The sequence below is a fragment of the Variovorax sp. AC103 genome (assembly GCF_979254005.1).
In genome coordinates this window covers 143,313-160,237 of record NZ_CEEDFC010000012.1, presented here as the reverse complement: position 1 = coordinate 160,237, position 16,925 = coordinate 143,313, and the positions used below count along the sequence as shown (strand labels likewise).

General features: G+C 67.4%; 14 protein-coding genes and 2 pseudogenes. 10 read left to right on the top strand and 6 right to left on the bottom strand.

Annotated features, from left to right (window positions below):
- Positions 1–42 precede the first annotated feature (42 nt).
- Complete coding sequence (locus AC0IYU_RS18920) at positions 43–309, bottom strand: helix-turn-helix domain-containing protein (RefSeq protein WP_472120031.1); 267 nt, start codon at positions 307–309, stop codon at positions 43–45.
- A 918-nt stretch (positions 310–1,227) separates the two neighbouring features.
- Between AC0IYU_RS18920 and AC0IYU_RS18915 the strand changes: the two genes are divergently transcribed.
- Positions 1,228–1,671 carry a hypothetical protein gene (locus tag AC0IYU_RS18915; protein ID WP_472120029.1) on the top strand — a complete coding sequence of 148 codons (444 nt, stop codon included), beginning with the start codon at positions 1,228–1,230 and terminating at the stop codon, positions 1,669–1,671.
- 60 nt (positions 1,672–1,731) lie between these two features.
- A complete protein-coding gene (locus tag AC0IYU_RS18910) occupies positions 1,732–3,078 on the top strand; it encodes an AAA family ATPase (RefSeq protein WP_472120027.1) in 1,347 nt (448 codons plus the stop codon).
- Positions 3,079–3,428: 350 nt separating this feature from the next.
- On the opposite strand, the pseudogene AC0IYU_RS18905 reads toward AC0IYU_RS18910, so the two are convergent.
- Positions 3,429–3,632: pseudogene (locus tag AC0IYU_RS18905) on the bottom strand (PLP-dependent aminotransferase family protein); the annotation flags it as partial.
- Between the two features lie 96 nt (positions 3,633–3,728).
- Here AC0IYU_RS18905 and AC0IYU_RS18900 point away from each other — a divergent pair.
- Together AC0IYU_RS18900 and AC0IYU_RS18895 are read left to right on the top strand one after the other, a co-directional pair.
- A pseudogene (locus tag AC0IYU_RS18900) lies at positions 3,729–4,196 on the top strand (GNAT family N-acetyltransferase); the annotation flags it as partial.
- 382 nt (positions 4,197–4,578) lie between these two features.
- Positions 4,579–6,135 carry a M20/M25/M40 family metallo-hydrolase gene (locus AC0IYU_RS18895; RefSeq protein WP_472120025.1) on the top strand — a complete coding sequence of 519 codons (1,557 nt, stop codon included), beginning with the start codon at positions 4,579–4,581 and terminating at the stop codon, positions 6,133–6,135.
- 6 nt (positions 6,136–6,141) lie between these two features.
- Here the strand turns inward: AC0IYU_RS18895 and AC0IYU_RS18890 are convergent, their stop codons facing one another.
- Complete coding sequence (locus tag AC0IYU_RS18890; RefSeq protein WP_472120023.1) at positions 6,142–6,993, bottom strand: symmetrical bis(5'-nucleosyl)-tetraphosphatase; 852 nt, start codon at positions 6,991–6,993, stop codon at positions 6,142–6,144.
- Positions 6,994–7,016: 23 nt separating this feature from the next.
- On the opposite strand from AC0IYU_RS18890, the gene AC0IYU_RS18885 reads away from it, so the two are divergent.
- Genes AC0IYU_RS18885 through AC0IYU_RS18865 form a run of 5 tightly spaced genes read left to right on the top strand, consistent with a single transcriptional unit; the run spans position 7,017 to position 12,134 of the window.
- Entirely contained in the window at positions 7,017–8,327 is a 1,311-nt protein-coding gene (locus tag AC0IYU_RS18885; RefSeq protein WP_472120021.1) for a hemolysin family protein, read from the top strand.
- A gap of 11 nt (positions 8,328–8,338) precedes the next feature.
- Positions 8,339–9,325 (top strand): lipopolysaccharide kinase InaA family protein, encoded by a 987-nt coding sequence (locus tag AC0IYU_RS18880; RefSeq protein WP_472120019.1) that lies wholly within the window; start codon positions 8,339–8,341, stop codon positions 9,323–9,325.
- A 25-nt stretch (positions 9,326–9,350) separates the two neighbouring features.
- The gene (locus AC0IYU_RS18875; protein ID WP_472120017.1) at positions 9,351–10,331 is read left to right on the top strand and encodes a VWA domain-containing protein; all 981 of its coding nucleotides are present in this window, start codon (positions 9,351–9,353) and stop codon (positions 10,329–10,331) included.
- 18 nt (positions 10,332–10,349) lie between these two features.
- Positions 10,350–11,699: an adenylosuccinate synthetase gene (locus tag AC0IYU_RS18870; protein WP_472120015.1), complete on the top strand. Its 1,350-nt coding sequence runs from the start codon at positions 10,350–10,352 to the stop codon at positions 11,697–11,699.
- Positions 11,700–11,708: 9 nt separating this feature from the next.
- On the top strand, positions 11,709–12,134 hold the full coding sequence (locus AC0IYU_RS18865) for a hypothetical protein (protein ID WP_472120013.1): 426 nt from the start codon (positions 11,709–11,711) through the stop codon (positions 12,132–12,134).
- 106 nt (positions 12,135–12,240) lie between these two features.
- Here the strand turns inward: AC0IYU_RS18865 and AC0IYU_RS18860 are convergent, their stop codons facing one another.
- The 3 genes from AC0IYU_RS18860 to AC0IYU_RS18850 all read right to left on the bottom strand — a co-directional run bounded on the left by AC0IYU_RS18860 (position 12,241) and on the right by AC0IYU_RS18850 (position 15,011).
- The gene (locus tag AC0IYU_RS18860; protein ID WP_472120011.1) at positions 12,241–12,681 is read right to left on the bottom strand and encodes a hypothetical protein; all 441 of its coding nucleotides are present in this window, start codon (positions 12,679–12,681) and stop codon (positions 12,241–12,243) included.
- A 68-nt stretch (positions 12,682–12,749) separates the two neighbouring features.
- Complete coding sequence (locus tag AC0IYU_RS18855) at positions 12,750–13,772, bottom strand: RNA methyltransferase (RefSeq protein WP_472120009.1); 1,023 nt, start codon at positions 13,770–13,772, stop codon at positions 12,750–12,752.
- 54 nt (positions 13,773–13,826) lie between these two features.
- Entirely contained in the window at positions 13,827–15,011 is a 1,185-nt protein-coding gene (locus AC0IYU_RS18850; protein ID WP_472120007.1) for an amylo-alpha-1,6-glucosidase, read from the bottom strand.
- 229 nt (positions 15,012–15,240) lie between these two features.
- Between AC0IYU_RS18850 and AC0IYU_RS18845 the strand changes: the two genes are divergently transcribed.
- Positions 15,241–16,920 (top strand): phospholipase D family protein, encoded by a 1,680-nt coding sequence (locus AC0IYU_RS18845; protein ID WP_472120005.1) that lies wholly within the window; start codon positions 15,241–15,243, stop codon positions 16,918–16,920.
- Positions 16,921–16,925: the final 5 nt, after the last annotated feature.

The window sequence follows — 16,925 nt, the reverse complement described above, 5'->3', positions numbered from 1 at the left end:
TCTTGCCGGTGCAATGTGCCGACGCCTCCCGGTCGATAGGATTTACGAGCGTCGTGACGGCAGCGCGATGGGAAGACGAGATTCGAACTCTGCCACGAAGGCCGGCATATCCAGGTCCAGCGCGATCAGCCAATGCCTGAGCTCGACAAAATCCACCCGTCGCACGCCCGTTTCGACCTTTGAGATGTCGCTTTGCAGCATCTTGGTGCGTTTGGCGAGCTCAGCCTGGGTGAGCCCTCGCGCCGTCCTCAATTCCTTCAACAGTTTGAGCAAGAGCCGGTTTTCGCGGCTGTAGATTGTCTTTTGCATGAACCACTTCCTTGTGGCTCGTAGGCTCAATTCGGATATCGGATATGCGAAAGTCGCATTAAGGGGCGTGCCGTAGCCTGCGTTCAGGTCGCTGGCGTGTGGCTGAAGGGGCGGCGTTCGGAAGCGCTCGACAGTGGGAGCGCCGCTCTGGGCAAGGCGCCAAAGACCCACGCCAGGCGCTTCGATTTCGCTCAGCGCGAAATTCACGACCCGGCAGATTGTTTATTTGCTAGCATTTTTTGAAGCGAGCTCGCCAGAGCTTGGGTGTCGACGCAGTGGCTTCGGCGCCTCACAACAGAGGAAGCAGATGGGCAAACGGGTTCGGGATATGGCGCAGGCACTGAACGAGTCTTTGCAAGACAGCGAAGCAGGGGCCTCTGCTCCTCGTGCGCGCGGCGCCGTCGTGAAGTTGATGATCGATTTGCCTGATCAGACTCAGCGCTTTTGGGACAGGCACATGAACGAGGAAATTGCGCTGGATGGCGCGCTGCCCGTTCGCTGCCTTGAGGCAAGCTGCGTGCATCCTTCCGCTTGGGCGAATCGCCACGCAAGCGCGTTCGAGACACCGCGCTATTTGGCCCTGAAGGAGGAGATTCGCTCGGCTGGCGGCAACATTCAGCCGATCAAGGTCAGACGCTTCGCCTCATCGTCGGCGACCCCCACGGCGTTGAGCGGGGCAACGGATGCAGAAGCCGAGGGCAGGGCACCCGTGACGCACTATGAGATCGTCTATGGCCATCGTCGGCACCGCGCATGCCTTGAACTCGGGTTGCCTGTCCTCGCAATGATTGAGGACTTAGGCGATGCCCAGCTCTTTGCCGAGATGGACCGCGAGAACCGGCAGCGGGAGAATCTTTCCCCATGGGAGCAGGGTGTGGTGTACGCGCGCGCGCGCTTGACCAGGGGCTGTTCCCGTCCATGCGGCAACTCGCAGACAAGGTGGGTTGCGACCCGGCAACCGTCAGCCGCACGATCGCGTTGGCGAGACTCCCGCAGGAAATCGTCAGCATTTTTGCTTCTCCAACCGAACTGCAGACACGTTGGGCCAAGCCGCTGAGCGACCTGGTCGAACAACACGGCATGGTGGCGGCAATCGATCAGGTGCGAGCTCGACTGAGCGCCTGCCCGCAGATGAGTTCTGCCGAGATCTACGAGGCCCTGATCGAGGGGCGTGCTGCTCCGAGGTACCGCAGATTCAACCCGAAGCCGGAGACCGCGACGCTGTGCCATGGCGGCCGGCGTATCGGCGAGGTCCTTCAGGACGCCAAGTTGGGCACCACCGTGCGTTTCTATGAACGGCTCAGTCTTCCCATGTTCAGCGCGGTGACGCAGAGCATCCAGCGAGCGCTGGACAAGTTCTAAGCGGCAGGGCAGGGTGACTATGCCTGCACTGACGCCTACGTGGCGTTGTCAGCCAGAACAATGAGCATTCAATCGAACGAGCAGGAGCCGGTGGGTTTTGGGCTGTATGGCGCCAGTGGCGACCGGGAGTTCCCAATCCTGGTGCCATTGGAACTGCTGGAGCAGCTCCAGGATGAGCTCGCAGAGCGGCTGAGACTTCAGGCACTAGAAATAAAACGCCGACGAGAGGAGCAATATGCAGCAGCCAAGCTGGCAGAGCAGGCGCGCCTGAACGGTGCCTCTTCCTCAAATCCCACCGCGAGTTCAAGCGCTTTAACCCGCTCGCAGACACCGATTCAGGCTGCGCAAGCGCTCCAAGTCCCCAAGGAGCTACCGCCGCAGCCACCCGATACGGTCTGCGTGTTTGATTGGAATGCAGCCCAGGAGCGCTTCGATGCCTTGAAGAACAGGCCGGCGGTCACAGACAAGGATGCCGTTGCCCGCGACCTGCGCCATTTTGCGCAAGCGATGGCCAACGGACCTTGGAGATCGGCTTCACGACCCTTGGGGTGGCGCGAGGAATTGCAGCTGCTGGCGACGGAAATGCCAAACTTTGCCCAGGTCGTCCAGAATGTCCAGAGCTCCTTGGCACTTGCCGAGCTGTCAGGCCAACCGACAGTGCTGCAACCGATTTTGCTGCTCGGTTCTCCTGGGGTGGGCAAGACATACTTCACGCAGCGTCTGGCGAAGGTCCTGCAAACGCCCATCCATCGCCAAGCCTTCGATAGCCCGCAGACCAACGCGACCCTCAGAGGAACAGACCGGCATTGGTCTACATCCGCGGCTGGCGCGCTTTGGCAACTGGTTGTCTTGGGGAAGAGTGCAAATCCTGTCGTGCTGCTTGATGAGCTGGACAAGGGCGCTCACTCTGGCGGCAGCCATCGGCCTGTGGATGCGCTGCTGTCGTTGCTGGAGCCGGTCACCGCGGCGAAGGTGAGGGATGTGAGCGTCGATTTCGAGTTCGATGCCAGCTACGTCGCCTATGTGGCCACAGCCAACGACGCCAAGTCCATCAGCGCACCGCTTCGCTCGCGTTTTCTCGAATTCTTCATTGAGGAGCCCGACATCGAGGGTCGGTTGACGCTTGCCCACAGCATCTTTGAGTCCACGTTGGGACGAATGCTGCCGCAAGAGCAGTTGCGCGCGAGATTCGGGCGGCCGAGCAATCTGCAGGTTTGCCGTCTTGCCTGGAAAACGCCGCGAGAGATTCGCATGGCTGTGGAGAGGGCGCTCGGCGCAGCGGCGTATGCGCAGCGCTTTCACTTTGAAGACGAAGATTTTGACGTGCCAGCGCCTCGGGTCGACCGCCCGAGTGTGACCAGACGGCATGGTGACGACGAGGATCCTCGCAGTCTCGTCGTCGGCTGAATGCAGCTCGAAGAAAGAAGAAGTTGGCTTTGACCGCTTTATTGTGGTGCTGACCCGACCTCAAACGCTGCGTCAGCGCGCGTCCAACTCAGCCAAGCGTGCAACGGTTGCACCTCGTGAATCAATTCGGCCGATCACACAAATTTTGCATGCACTCAAGCCGACGTCCATGCATGTGTGTCGCTAATTTTTTGTACAGCTTGGTCGTGTCTGTCACTAAGTTTATGTGCGAGTGTGCAGCTGGGTTGTGTTGCTAGCTTATTGAGCTGACTTCCGGGAATGTCGGGCACTTATTGTCACTTTGTCGTCAACATATTGCTCAAAGTGTCATCAACTTATTGTTCCCACGGGAGCGCTTCGGCCAGCGCGCGCGAGCCGGGCAGGCGGCTGCCGGGGGCCAGGCTGCCGTCGAGGATGGCGCGCTTGAGGCGCTCGTGCAACTGGCGCTGCATCGAGCCGGCGTCGCGGTCTTTCAGCAGGGAGGCTTCGAGCAGCGCCGTGGCAGAAACAGAGGGGGAAGATGGGGAAGAGGAGAGGGAAGGGCGTGGCACCATGAAATCAATCGTTCGTGGCACTTTCGTTGGAGCCACGCTGCGGGTACTTTACGTGCTCCGGCCCCGCCGCTTCCATTTTTTCCGAAAGACACCCGCATGCCAGCCCGCCACAACGAATTCGGCCAGTCCATCGGCCCCGACGTGCCCGATTGGACGCCGCGCGCCCTGCCGCCGCGCCAGAACGTCGAGGGCCGCTTCTGCACGCTGGAGCCGCTCGACGCGGCCAGGCACGCCGACGACCTCCATGCCGCCTATGCGCAGGCGCCCGACGGCCGCGACTGGACCTACCTGGGCGTGGAGCGGCCCGCCGACCTGGAAAGCACCCGGGCCTACGCGCAGCGTGCCGCGCAGAGCACCGACCCGATGCACTTCGCCGTCGTAGACAAGCAGAGCGGCCGTGCCGTCGGCACGCTGGCGCTGATGCGCATCGACCCGACCCATGGGGTGATCGAAGTGGGCAGCGTCAATTTCTCGCCGCTCCTCAAGCAGACGCCCCTGTCCACCGAGGCGCAGTACCTGCTGATGAAGCTGTCGTTCGACGCGCTGGGCTACCGCCGCTACGAATGGAAGTGCGACGACTTCAACGAGCCCTCCAAGCGCGCCGCACTGCGGCTGGGCTTCCAGTACGAGGGCAGGTTCCGGCAGGCGGTGGTCTACAAGGGGCGCACGCGCGACACCGCCTGGTTCTCGATCCTCGCGAGCGAGTGGCCCGCACTGCGCACCGCCTTCGAGCGCTGGCTCGCGCCCGGGAACTTCGATGCGCACGGCCGCCAGCGCATGTCGCTGGACAAGTTCCGCCTGCCGTCCTGGGCCGGGGATGCCACGGCGCCGGGCACAAGGAGGCTGCGTTGCAAAAAAGGCAAAGGTTGCGCTGAAAATCGGCAATTGTTCAAACGCCCGGGTTTGCCTAGACTGCCGCGAAACCCTACCAAGTGGACCCCGCCCCATGCCTTCACAGCCCCGAACCTCGCGCGGCCCGCTCGCGCTGCTCCCCCTGGCCCTGACAGTGGCCGCCTGCATGACCGGCACGGCCGGGGCGGGCGAACTCTCCGCGGCCGACGCCGAGCGCCACGCGCAGGCCACCTACCGCGAGTACTTCGAGCTGCTGGCCCTGCCCAACGACGCCATCTCGCCGGAGGACATCCGCAAGAACGTCGAGTGGCTGGAGCAGGCCTTCCGCAAGCGCGGCTTCACCACGCAGCAACTGCCCAACGACGGCAAGCCGATGCTCTATGCCGAGTACCCGGGCAGCGACCCCGCGCGCAAGACGGTGCTGTTCTACATGCACCTCGACGGCCAGCCGGTCATTCCCGCGCAGTGGGCGCAGAAGAGCCCGTGGACGCCGGTGCTCAAGCGCAAGGCGGCCAACGGCGGCTGGGAGGAGATCGATTCGGCGCCGCTCTTCAGCGGCCCGCTCGACCCCGAATGGCGCGTGTTCGGCCGCGCGTCCGCCGACGACAAGGGGCCGATCATGATGATGCTCGCCGCCATCGATGCCTTGAAGGCCGGGGGCGCCCAGCCGGCGGTCAACGTCAAGGTGATCCTCGACAGCGAGGAAGAGAAGGGCTCGCCCTCGATCGGCAAGGTGATGCAGGCGCACCGCGACCTGCTGCGCTGCGACGCCATCGTGATCCACGACGGCCCCATGCACGCCACCAACCGGCCCACGCTGGTGTTCGGCAACCGCGGCGCGGCCGAGGCCCGGCTCACCGTGTACGGCGCCAAGGTGCCGCTGCACAGCGGGCACTACGGCAACTACGCGCCCAACCCGGCCCAGCGCCTGGCCAACCTGCTGGCCTCGATGAAGAACGACGAGGGCCGCGTGACGGTGGCCGGCTACTACGACCACGTGAAGATCGCCGAGGCCGACCGCAAGATCATGGCCGCGGTGCCCGACGACGAGGCCGCACTCAAGCGCCGCCTGGGCATTGCGCGCACCGACAAGGTCGGTGCGAACTACCAGGAAGCGATGCAGTACCCCTCGCTGAACGTGCGCGGCATGGCCGCGGCTTCGGTGGGCGACAAGGTGGCCAACATCGTGCCCGACAAGGCCGTGGCCGAGATGGACCTGCGCACCACGCCCGACTCCGATCCGGCCTACCTCGGCCAGCTGATCCAGAAACACATCGAGCGCCAGGGCTACCACCTCGTCAAGGGTGAGCCGACCGACGAGGACCGCGCGCGCTACGACAAACTTGCGAGCTTCTCCTACCAGAGCGAGGGCGGCGACGCGGCGGGCTCGCAAATCGAGTCGCCCGTGGGCCGGTGGGCCTACAAGGCGCTCGGCGCAACCTTCGGCACGCAGCCCGAGCCGGTGCGCATCCGGATGATGGGCGGCACGGTGCCCACCGCCGAGATCGTTCGCGTGCTGCCGGTGCCCTTTGCGATCGTTCCGCTGGTGAACGCCGACAACAACCAGCACGCGGCCAACGAGAACCTGCGCATGGGCAACTACGTGAGCGGCGTGCGCACCGTGTACGGGCTGATGACGCAGGCGTTCTGAGGCCTTTCAGCCGGTCTTGCCCGGCTTCTGCGCCTGCTCGCACTCGACCTGGATCAGCTCGCGCTCGTCCAGCGTCGCGCCGATGCGCACCGCGCTCAGGCAGCCGCCCCACACGCAGCCCGTGTCGGTCGAGAGCAGGTCGGGCCGCGAGAGCCAGCCCAGCGTCGACCAGTGGCCGAAGGCGACCGTGGCCTTGCGCGTCTTGCGCCCCGGCACGTCGAACCAGGGCATGTAGCCCTCGGGCGCTGTGGCGGCGCTGTCCTTGGCCTCGAACTCCATCACGCCGTCAACCGTGCAGAAGCGCAGCCGCGTCAGCGCATTGACGATGGCGCGCAGCCGGGCGCTGCCCGTGAGGCTGTCTTGCCACTGCGCGGGTTCGTTGCCGTACATCGTCATCAGGAATTCGCCCAGCGCCGGGCCGCGCAGCACCGACTCGACTTCGGAGGCCCGCACCAGCGTGTCGCTCACCGTCCACTGCGGCAGCACGCCCGCATGCACCATCAGCAGGTCGCCGGTGCCGATGCGCATGTGCAGCGCCATGTGCTGCTGGCGCACCCAGTCGAGCAGCGCCTCGCTGTCGGGCGCGGCCAGCAGTTCGCCCAGCGTGTCCTTGCGCCCGGCCTTGCGCGCGCCGTGCGCCACGCCCAGCAGGTGCAGGTCGTGGTTGCCCAGCAGGCTCAGCGCGGAGGCGCCGTAGCCCTGCACGCGGCGCAGCACCGCGAGCGAATCGGGGCCCCGGTTCACCAGGTCGCCCAGCAGCACGAAGGTGTCCCGGCTGGGGGAGAAATCGATCTTTTGCAGCAGCCGCCCGAGGGGGGCGTCGCAGCCCTGCAGGTCGCCAATCAAGTAAAGTGACATTCCTTCATTCTCTCCCTCAGTTCATGGATGTTCTCCTCCTGGCCTTGTTGACCACGCTGAACGCGTTGTTCGCAATGTCCGAAATGGCCCTTTCCACCAGCCGGCGCGCACGTCTCGCGGCCTTGGCCGAAACGGGAGACACCGGCGCGGTGGCCGCGCTGAAGCTGATGGAGTCGCCCACGCAATTCCTCTCGACGGTGCAGATCGGCATCACCTCCATCGGCATGCTGAGCGGCATCGTCGGCGAGGCCGCCTTCGCCGCGCCGCTGGCCGTGTGGATGGAAAGCGTGGGCATGGGCGCCGGCACCGCCAGCGTGGTGTCCACCGCGTGCGTGGTCACCTGCATCACCTTCTTCACCATCATCTTCGGCGAGCTGGTGCCCAAGCGCATCGGGCAGCTCTATCCCGAACCGGTGGCGCGCTGGGTGTCGCGCCCCATGCGCGGGCTGGCCAAGGCCGCCAAGCCCTTCGTGTGGCTGCTCGCGGGCGCCACGGCCACCATGCTGAAGGTGCTGCGCATCGACGCCAACGCGGCGCGCCACGTCACGGAAGAAGAAATCTCGGCCAGCCTGGAAGAAGGCGTGGACGCCGGCGTCATCGAGCACCACGAGCACCAGATGGTGCGCAACGTGTTTCACCTGGATGACAGGCGGCTGTCGTCGCTGATGATCCCGCGCGCCGACATCGAATGGCTCGACGCCTCGTTCACCGTGCCACAGGCGCTGCAGAAGGTGGCCGACGCCGCCGCGCTCAACCTCGTGCATTCCTGGTACCCGGTGTGCCGCAACTCGCTCGACGACGTGGTCGGCGTCATCAGCGTGGCCCACCTGCTGCGCCTGGGGTCCGCGCACCCCGGCGCGCTGGGCCCGGAGGCCTTGCCCGCGGTGTTCGTGCCCGAAACCCTCACCGGCATGGAACTGCTGGAGCAGTTCCGCGAGCGCGCCGGCCGGCTGGTGTTCGTGGTCGACGAATACGGCGTGGTGCAGGGCCTGATGACCCCGCGCGACCTGCTCGAAGCCATCACCGGCGAGCTGCAGCCCGGCATGCAGACCGACGCCTGGGCCCGCGAGCGGCCCGACGGCGTGTGGGAGCTTGACGGACTCATGCCCGTGTCGGAGTTGCGCGCGCGCCTGGGCATTCGCGAGCTGCCCGAGGAAGAGCGCGGGCGCTACAACACCGTGGCCGGGCTGCTGATGTCCGTCTCGGGCCATCTGCCGGAAGTGGGCGAGCTGATCGACTGCGCCGGCTGGTGCTTCGAGATCGTCGAGCTCGAAGGCCGCCGCATCGACCGTGTGCGGGCATCGCCCGACCCGGCGACGCCCAGGGACGCGTAGGGCACGGCCGGATGCTGTCGCTGCTCGCACTCAGCTGCCCCCAATGCTCCGCGCCGCTGCCGCGTGCCGCACGTTGGCGCACGGTCGACTGCAGCTACTGCGGCGCCACCATCGTGCGCGGCACGGAAACCGTCGAACGCGAGAGCTTCCGCGCCGCGCTGCGGCGGGCCAACGCCGACGTGCCGGGCGGACGCATCCTCACCTGGCGCAGTGCGCGCTACCGCGTGCTGGCGCCGCTGGCCACCGGCGAGCACAGCGAGGTGCTGCTGGCCGAACGGCTCGGCGCACTGCCCGAGCGCGTCACGCTGAAACTGGCGCGTGACTCCGCAGCCAACCAGGTGCTGCTGCGCGAGGCCGCCGTGCTGCAGGCCCTGCAAGACCTGTCGATCGCAGGCGCGGCCTACTTCACGCGCCGCTTGCCGCAACCGCTGGGCACGGGCCTCGCCGAAGGCCTGGGCGACGGCGCCCGCCAGGCGCTGGTGCTGCGCCACCCGACCGGTTTCTGGGGCAGCCTGCAGGACGTGCAGCAAGCCAACGCCCGAGGCATCGACCCGCGCCACGCCGTGTGGCTCTGGCGCCGCATGCTCGAGGTGCTGGCCTTCGTGCACGGCGCCGGCTGGACGCATCGCGACCTGTCGCCCGCGCATGCGCTCGTGCATCCGCGCGACCACGGCGTGCTGCTCATCGGCTGGTCGCGCGCGCAGCAGGCCACCGGGCCGGCCCACACCGCCGCCGTCGCGCGCGACCTGATGCAGGCCGCCTGGACCGTGCGCGCCGTGCTGCATGGCCTGCATGAGGCAGGGGTCGGCGAGCCCGGCTTCGGCGCCCACACCCCGGCACCGCTCGCGACCTTGCTGCGCCAATGCAGCGAAGACGCCGCCACCTGCGAGCGCCTGGGCGCGCAGGGCATCGAGCAAGCGCTTTCGGCCGCCTCGCGCGAAGCCTTCGGGCCGTCGAGGTTCGTGCCTTTCGATCCCGCGCCGCGCGCCGGCGCCTGAACAACAGTCACCAAGGAGGTCATTCATGGGCTATGGAAACTACTCGCACGCCGCACACACGGCGCTGATTGCCGACCGCGCCGCCAAGCCCGGCGCCGAAGTCTTCACGCAGCGCTCGACGCACCCGCTGATGAACCCGCACGGGCTCAAGGTGCGCGAGTCGCGCGACAACGCCGACCACCCCAATTCGCTGGGCATCGTGTTCGCCCTCGACGTCACCGGCTCCATGGGCGACATTCCGCAGACCCTGGCGCGCCGCGAGCTGCCCAACTTCATGAAGCTGCTGACCGACTGCGGCGTGGCGGACCCGCAACTCATGTTCATGGCCATCGGCGACGCCACCTCCGACGGCGCGCCGCTGCAGGTCGGCCAGTTCGAGTCGACCGCCAACCTCATGGACCAGTGGCTCACCTGGAGCTATCTCGAAGGCGGCGGTGGCGGGAGCGGCGAAGAAAGCTACGAGCTGGCCTTCTACGTCATGGCGCAGCACACCGACATGGACTGCTGGGTCAAGCGCAAGAAGCGCGGCTACCTGTTCGTGACCGGCGACGAGCTGCCGTACCCCGCCGTCTCGCGCCACCAGATCGAAGGCCTGATCGGCGAGAAGCTCGACGAGGACATTCCCATCGAAGAGGTCATCGCCGCCGCGGCCGAGACCACGAACCTGTTCTTCCTGATTCCCGACGCCCAGCGCCGCCGCCGCTGCGAGGGGCGCTGGCGCGAGCTGCTGGGCGATCACGTCATCTGCATGGACTCGCCCGACGACGCCTGCGCCGTGGCCGCCGGCATCGTCGCCCTCACCGAGAAGGCCGTGCCCAGCCTCGAGGCGCTGGCCGGCGTGATGAGCGGCACCGGCATGGCCAAGGAACGCGTGGGCGGCGTGCTGCACGCGCTGGACGCCTACGCGGCGCTGCTCGACCCCGGCGCATCGCGCCGCGCGCCGCCGGCCGTGGCCACGGCGGCCGCGAACCCGCGCTCGTCGTGGTGGAAGCGCCTGTTCGGCTGAGGGTCGGGTGACCGCCGGGTGACCGCCGCCGTCGCAGGGGCCACGCACTACGTCTCGCTGCTGGGCCTGGGCTTCGGGGACTGCGGCAAGGGGCGCTTCACCGACCATTTGTGCGGCGCGTTGCAGGCCCACACCGTGGTGCGCTTCAACGGCGGCGCGCAGGCCGGGCACAACGTGGTGCTGGCCGATGGCCGGCACCACACCTTCTCGCAGTTCGGCGCCGGCAGTTTCCATGCGGGCGTGGGCACGGTGCTGGCGAGTGCGGTGGTGGTGCATCCCACGGCGTTGCGCGTCGAGGAGGCGGCGTTGCGCAGGGTGGGTGTGCAAGACGCCTTCTCGCGCCTGCTGGTCGACGCGCGCTGCCGCGTGACCACGCCGTTCCACCAGGCCGCGGGCCGGCTGCGTGAATGGACGCGGGGGGAGGGCGCGCACGGCAGCTGCGGCGTGGGCGTCGGCGAGACGGTGCGGCACGCGCTCGCCTCGCCGGATGAAGCGCTGCGCTACGGCGATCTGCTTCACCCCGCTCGCGCGCTCGAGAAACTGGAGGCCTCGCGCACCGCGCTGCTGCGCGAGTTTGCGGCTGCAGCCTCTTTGCATGCGGATGCCGCGCAAGAACTCGCCATGCTGCGTGACGACTCGCTCGCGCAGCGCTGGCTCGACGCCGTGGCGCCGTGCCTGGCGCAGTCGCCGCCCGCTGGCGCGGACCGCGTCGCCGAACGGCTCGCGCGTCCGGGCACCGTGGTGTTCGAAGGCGCGCAGGGTGTGCTGCTCGACGAGTGGCGCGGTTTTCATCCCCACACGACCTGGAGCACGGTGTCGACTGGCGCTGTCGAGGCGGTGCTGCGCGATGTGGGCATCGGCGCGCGCGTGCAGCACCTGGGCGTGCTGCGCAGCTACCTCACCCGGCACGGCGCCGGCCCGCTGCCCACGCATGACCATGCGCTGGACGCTCTCCTGGCCGAGCCGCACAACGCGGACGAAGGCTGGCAGGGCGTGTTCCGGCGCGGGCATCCCGATGCGGTGCTGCTGCGCTATGCGCTGGAGGCCGTGGGGAAGCTCGATGGGCTGGTGGCGAGCCATCTCGATGCTGTCGAGGGTGCGGGCCTGCGATGGTGCGCAGGGTATCGCGGTGCGGACGGCTCGCGCATGAACGCGTTGCGTTGCAGCGAGGTGCCTGATCTCGAACACCAGCAAGCCCTGACGCAACGGCTGTACACCGCCCAGCCCCTGTACGAGCCGGGCACCGTCGGCACGCCGCAGGAATGGATCGAACGTGTCGAAGCCCTCAGCGGCCTTGGCGTGCGCTACGGCGCCTTCGGGCCGACGCGCGACACGGTGCGGGTGCTGCGGCCGCTCGCGTGTTTTTGAAAGTTTCTTTTGTCCTTCAACATTCCCTTGATCGCCGGGGCCGTGCTCAGTGCCATTGCGGCGCTGCTGCACATCTGCATCATCTTTGGCGGGCCCGCCTGGTACCGGTTCTTCGGGGCCGGGGAACGCATGGCCGCAGGCGCGGCCGCGGGGCATCTGTATCCGCCGATCGTCACGCTGCTGATCGCGTGCGTGCTCGGCGTCTGGTCGGCGTATGCGCTTTCAGGGGCCGGGGTGCTGCAGCCGCTGCCATTGCTGGCGCTCGTGCTGCCTGCGATCACGGCGGTGTACCTGCTGCGGGGGCTCGTGGCGCTGGCGTTGTTCGTGTTCGATCGGCGGCGGCTCACTGCCTTCTGGGTCTGGAGTTCGGTGGTTTGCCTGGCGTTCGGCGTCGTCCACCTGGTGGGGCTGATTCAGGTGTGGGGTGGACTTTGAGCGCGTGTGCCTGAGCCAGCGTGAGCATCGAATCCGGCCATGATCGATGGGTCGTCATGTCCGTCGTGACGAGCCTGTTGCCGCATCCCCGGTCGCTGCTGCCCGCTCAGGTCTTGCGCAGGAACGCGTCTGCGTCTCCAGCCTCGCATTTCCAATCTGCGAATACACCGACCAGCTGGCAGCTTGTGCACCTGCAGCCGATGTAGTACCAACGAACGTCGTTGCTGTCCGCGTACAAGGCGACACCCGACAAGAGTTCGAACGCCTCCGCGTCGCAGATGCACGAATGCCTTTCGAACTCCGCTTCGCTCGCGTATTCGTCGCTGTCTCCCATGAGATGAACCGCGCCGCAGCGAACACAGGTTCGCCTGGCCGCGCCTGCGTCCTCATCGGTTTCGAGCTGGAACGAACGCTGTCCGCATGCGCATGCAGACCGGGAGAACCTGACGGCCTCGTACCTGTTGCGCGTGCTGTAGGCGACGAGTTGAGCCTCGATGTCCTCGGGCGTCGTGCCGTACCAGTACTTGCCCTTCTTCTGCAATGTCATGGATGAAGACCCTTGCGTGGCGCAGGGCGTGAAGCTGTGGAATTCATTCGATTTCTCCGGTGACGGCCTCAGCCCCTTCGAAACATCACCTGCACTTCGGCCGCCCGCGCCCTCAACTGGCCGCAGCCGCCATCGACGTCCTGCCCCGCCGAATTGCGCAGCTTCGTCAGGATGCCCCGCTCGTGCAGCGTGCGCGCCACCTGTTCGCAGCGCTCCCACGACGGCCGGCTGAACGTCACGCCGTCCACTGCGTTGAAGGGAATCAGGTTCAGCACGCCGTACTTGCCCGACAACAGCCGGACGATGCCTTCGATCTCCTCGGGCCCGTCGTTCACGCCTTCCAGCAGCGTCCACTGGTATTGAATCGGGTAGCCGGTGGCGCGCGCGTAGCGCTCGCCCGCGTCGACCAGCTCTTCGGGCGTCATGTTCGGGGCGCGGGGCAGGAGGTCCTTGCGCAGGTCGGCCTTCGTCGTGTGCAGCGAGAGTGCCAGCGCGGGCCGCACGCGCTCCTGCAGCAGCCTGTCGAACACCCGCGGGTCGCCCACGGTGGAGAACACCAGGTTCTTGTGGCCGATGTTGCCCACCGTGCCGAGCAGGTCGATCGCCTCGATCACGTTGTCCAGGTTGTGGGCCGGCTCACCCATGCCCATGAACACCACCTTGCGCACCGGACGGCGCATGCGCGCGAGCGCGACTTGGGCGATGATTTCGGCGCTGCCCACCTGGCGCAGCAAGCCCTCCCGGCCCGTCATGCAGAACCGGCATCCGACGGCGCAGCCCACCTGCGACGACACGCACAGGCCGTCCCGGGGCAGCAGCACGCTTTCCACGGTCTGGCCGTCCGCCAGCGCGACGAGCAGCCGCTCGGAACCGTCGGCGCCAGGGTGCACGGCGTGAATGCGCGCCAGCCCCGCAAGCTCGGCTTCGATGGCGGGCAGCGCCTCCATCAGCGACGACGGGAAAAAGCTCGCCGGCAGGCGCCGGCCGCTGTCGCGGGGCAGCGCATGGGACCACAGCCGCAAGATCCGCTGTTCGTGGCTGGGGCCTGCGCCGGCTTCCCGCAGGCGTCGTTTCAGTTCGTGGATTCGCATGGCGTCAGGGTCGAGATGCCGCAGATTGTGCACGCCGGCCTGCAAGGCCCGGCGTCACCAGGCCACCCCGTCCCCATCCAACGCCCGCTTCGCCAGCAGGAACGTCGCCGCATTCCAGCTTTGCCCCGCCATCCCCATCGGCGCCAGCGTGCGCCCATGGAACCACTCCGTGAAGCGCCAGCCGTCCAGCGCATTGGCCTGCGCCAGCCGCTCGAGCTCGGTCCATGCCTGTTCGTGCAGGCCCAACCGTGCCAGCGCCATCACCCAAAACCCGCCGACGAACGGCCAGATCCCGCCGTTGTGGTACTGGTGCACGATGTTCTGCTGGTGGCGCCCCATGTAGGCGCGCCACAGTTCGTGCTGCTGCGACAGCGGATGCAGCACCACGCGCACCGGGTAGGGGGCGCACGCACGCGCCGCGTTGACGGTCTGCACGATGCGGTGCGCCATCTCCGTGTCGGCCAGGCCGCTCTGTATGGCCAGCACGTTGCCGAACACATCGCCTTCGTCGCCGACGACCGCGAGGTTGACGAAGCTCAGGTACAGCCCGGGGTCGCGCCGGCCGCGCCGCGCGTAGTGCCGCAGCAGGCGCGCGCGGTGGTACTCGGGCAGGTCGCGCTGGAACGGGTTGAACAGGTGGTTGAAGTGGTGCTGTGTCTCTTCTGCATGGTCGAGCGCGAAGCGGCGCTTCACGTCGTACCAGAGCGCGTTGCTGTACAGCACGTAACCCGAGCGCGGCATGATGTCGGCCCAGTCGCTGGCCTCGTTCTGCTGCAGCAGGCGGAAGTGCTGGTGCTCCTGCGCCTGCAGCCATCGGATGGCGCGCGCGACCTCTTCCTGCCAGTGCGATGCGCCGACGCTGCCGTGCCGGCGCACATGGTCCACCGCAATCAGCCACCACAAGGTGGCGTCGATGCAGCCCAGGTACCAGAAGTCGGCGTCCTGGCCTTCGGGGTCGACGTACTTGGGAATCTGCCCGTTGGCCGCCTGCTGCGCCGCGAGCGCGTCGAGGCTGGCCACCGCGCCTTGCTCCAGCGCGGGCACGCCGCTGCCGCACATGGCCATCACGCAGATGGCGGCGTCGCGCCCGAAGATGCGCGTGTAGCGCCGTGCGACAGCCGCCTCGGTGCGGGTGGCGGCCAGGATGCCGTGCGGTGTCAGGTTGCTTTCCAGCAGGGCGAGCGAGGCCTGGGTGCAGGTGTCGATGAGTGCGGGCGTGGAGGGGGCGGAGTTCGTCATGGGTCGTCTATCGTCGCGCACCGGCGTGCCGGCATTGAAAATTCCCTGCGGGGCATCGGGCGTCCGATTGTCGGACCCCGCGACCCGCACGGTTTGCACACGGTCGGCTCCGAACGTACCCCGAACGCAACGATTGACGCGGCCGCCCGGCACCGTCAGGCTCGCGTCATGCGCGCGGCCCGATCATCCCCCGCGGGTGGCGCGCCAACCGAGACGAGAGCAGGAAAAAATGACGACAGCATGCTGGGCCGATGCACCGCGCCGCGATCGGCAGGGCGCCTTTCGCGCCCACATGTGGGGCCGCCCGCTGCTTGCGGCGTGCCTGCTGGTTCTTTCGATGTGGATGACTGCATGCGCCAGCCTGCCGCCGCAGGTGCCGACGCAGCCCGTCGGCGCCATCACCGATTTCCAGGCCACCCCGTTGGGCACCCTCACGCAGAAGGTGCTTCCGCCCGACGGCCGCTCGGGCTTTCGCCTGCTGCCTTACGGCCCCACCTCTTTCGCGACCCGCATGGAACTGGCCCGGCTCGCCACGCGCAGCCTCGACGTGCAGTACTACCTGCTGGCCGGCGACAACACCGGCCGCGCCCTGATGGGCGCGCTGCGCGACGCGGCGCTGCGCGGCGTGCGCGTGCGTCTGCTGGTCGACGACCTCTACACCACCGGCGAGGACGACCTGCTGCTCGCACTTGCCAGCTACCCGAACGTGCAGGTGCGCCTGTTCAATCCTTTCCCGGCAGGGCGGGGCAGCGATGTCACGCGCTTCGTCAGCTCGGGCTTCGACTTTGCCCGCGTCAATCGGCGCATGCACAACAAGCTTTTCGTGGCGGACAACGCCGCCGCCGTGGCGGGCGGGCGCAACATGGCCGACGAGTACGTGATGAATGCAGCGGGCAGCAACTTCGTCGACATGGACGTGTTCGCGGCCGGCCCGGTGGTGCGCGACCTGTCGAGCGAGTTCGACCACTACTGGAACAGCGAGGTCGTCTACCCCGTAGGGCGCATCGCCAGCACCTCGCTCACGCAGGCGCAGCTGCGGCAGAAGTTCGACGCGCGGGTCGCCGACGCCAGGCCGCCGCAGGCGCCGCGCATTCCGGCGGACGGCAAGATCCACGACCCGCAGCCCGACGAACCCGTCGAGCTGCCGCTGGACCTCGTGCCCATGATGAACCTGCCCTTCGAGCTGGCCGACCGTGCGCTCAGCCCGCTGCTGTGGGCCGACGCACGGGTGCTGTTCGATCCGCTCAGCAAGACGCTGGGCCTGAACGAGCGCGAGAACTCGCTCAAGGGCACCGTCACGGAAGGCGTGATCCGCTGGTTCCGCACGGCGCGCAGCAGCATCAAGATGGTGTCGCCGTACTTCGTGCCATCCGACGCCTCGGTCGCCAGCCTGGCCGGCGCGCAGGCCGAGGGCGTGAGCGTCACGCTGCTCACCAATTCGCTGGCGTCGACCGACGAACCCTGGGTGTACGTGGGCTACTGGCCGCACATCCATGAGCTGCTCAAGGCCGGCGTGGGCATCTACGAGCTGAGCCCCACCTTGAGCGTGAAGCGCGGCAAGTTCGGCATCTTCGGCCATCGCACCGGCGCGCTGCACATGAAGAACGGCATCGTCGACCGCAAGCAGGTGTTCCTGGGCTCGATGAATCTCGACCCCCGCTCGGCGCGGCTGAACACCGAGCTGGGTCTCATCATCGACAGTGCCGAAATGGCCCGCCAGCTGGACAGCTTCGCGGACGCGGGCAGCTCCTACCGCCTGCGGCTGGACGCCGGCGGCAAGAACGTCGAATGGATCGAGCAGGACAACGACGGCAAGGAAACCGTCTACGACGTACCGCCCGAGACCACGGCGTGGCAGCGCTTCAAGCTGCGGCTGGTGGCGCCCTTCATTCCGTTGAACGAGCTGTAGGTGCA

Excerpts from the sequence above, each read along its gene's own strand:
- AC0IYU_RS18920 (WP_472120031.1), bottom strand. The coding sequence starts at position 309 with ATGCAAAAGACAATCTACAGCCGCGAAAACCGGCTCTTGCTCAAACTG.
- AC0IYU_RS18915 (WP_472120029.1), top strand. The coding sequence starts at position 1,228 with ATGCGGCAACTCGCAGACAAGGTGGGTTGCGACCCGGCAACCGTCAGC.
- AC0IYU_RS18910 (WP_472120027.1), top strand. The coding sequence starts at position 1,732 with ATGAGCATTCAATCGAACGAGCAGGAGCCGGTGGGTTTTGGGCTGTAT.
- AC0IYU_RS18895 (WP_472120025.1), top strand. The coding sequence starts at position 4,579 with ATGCCTTCACAGCCCCGAACCTCGCGCGGCCCGCTCGCGCTGCTCCCC.
- AC0IYU_RS18890 (WP_472120023.1), bottom strand. The coding sequence starts at position 6,993 with ATGTCACTTTACTTGATTGGCGACCTGCAGGGCTGCGACGCCCCCCTC.
- AC0IYU_RS18885 (WP_472120021.1), top strand. The coding sequence starts at position 7,017 with ATGGATGTTCTCCTCCTGGCCTTGTTGACCACGCTGAACGCGTTGTTC.
- AC0IYU_RS18880 (WP_472120019.1), top strand. The coding sequence starts at position 8,339 with ATGCTGTCGCTGCTCGCACTCAGCTGCCCCCAATGCTCCGCGCCGCTG.
- AC0IYU_RS18875 (WP_472120017.1), top strand. The coding sequence starts at position 9,351 with ATGGGCTATGGAAACTACTCGCACGCCGCACACACGGCGCTGATTGCC.
- AC0IYU_RS18860 (WP_472120011.1), bottom strand. The coding sequence starts at position 12,681 with ATGACATTGCAGAAGAAGGGCAAGTACTGGTACGGCACGACGCCCGAG.
- AC0IYU_RS18855 (WP_472120009.1), bottom strand. The coding sequence starts at position 13,772 with ATGCGAATCCACGAACTGAAACGACGCCTGCGGGAAGCCGGCGCAGGC.
- AC0IYU_RS18850 (WP_472120007.1), bottom strand. The coding sequence starts at position 15,011 with ATGACGAACTCCGCCCCCTCCACGCCCGCACTCATCGACACCTGCACC.
- AC0IYU_RS18845 (WP_472120005.1), top strand. The coding sequence starts at position 15,241 with ATGACGACAGCATGCTGGGCCGATGCACCGCGCCGCGATCGGCAGGGC.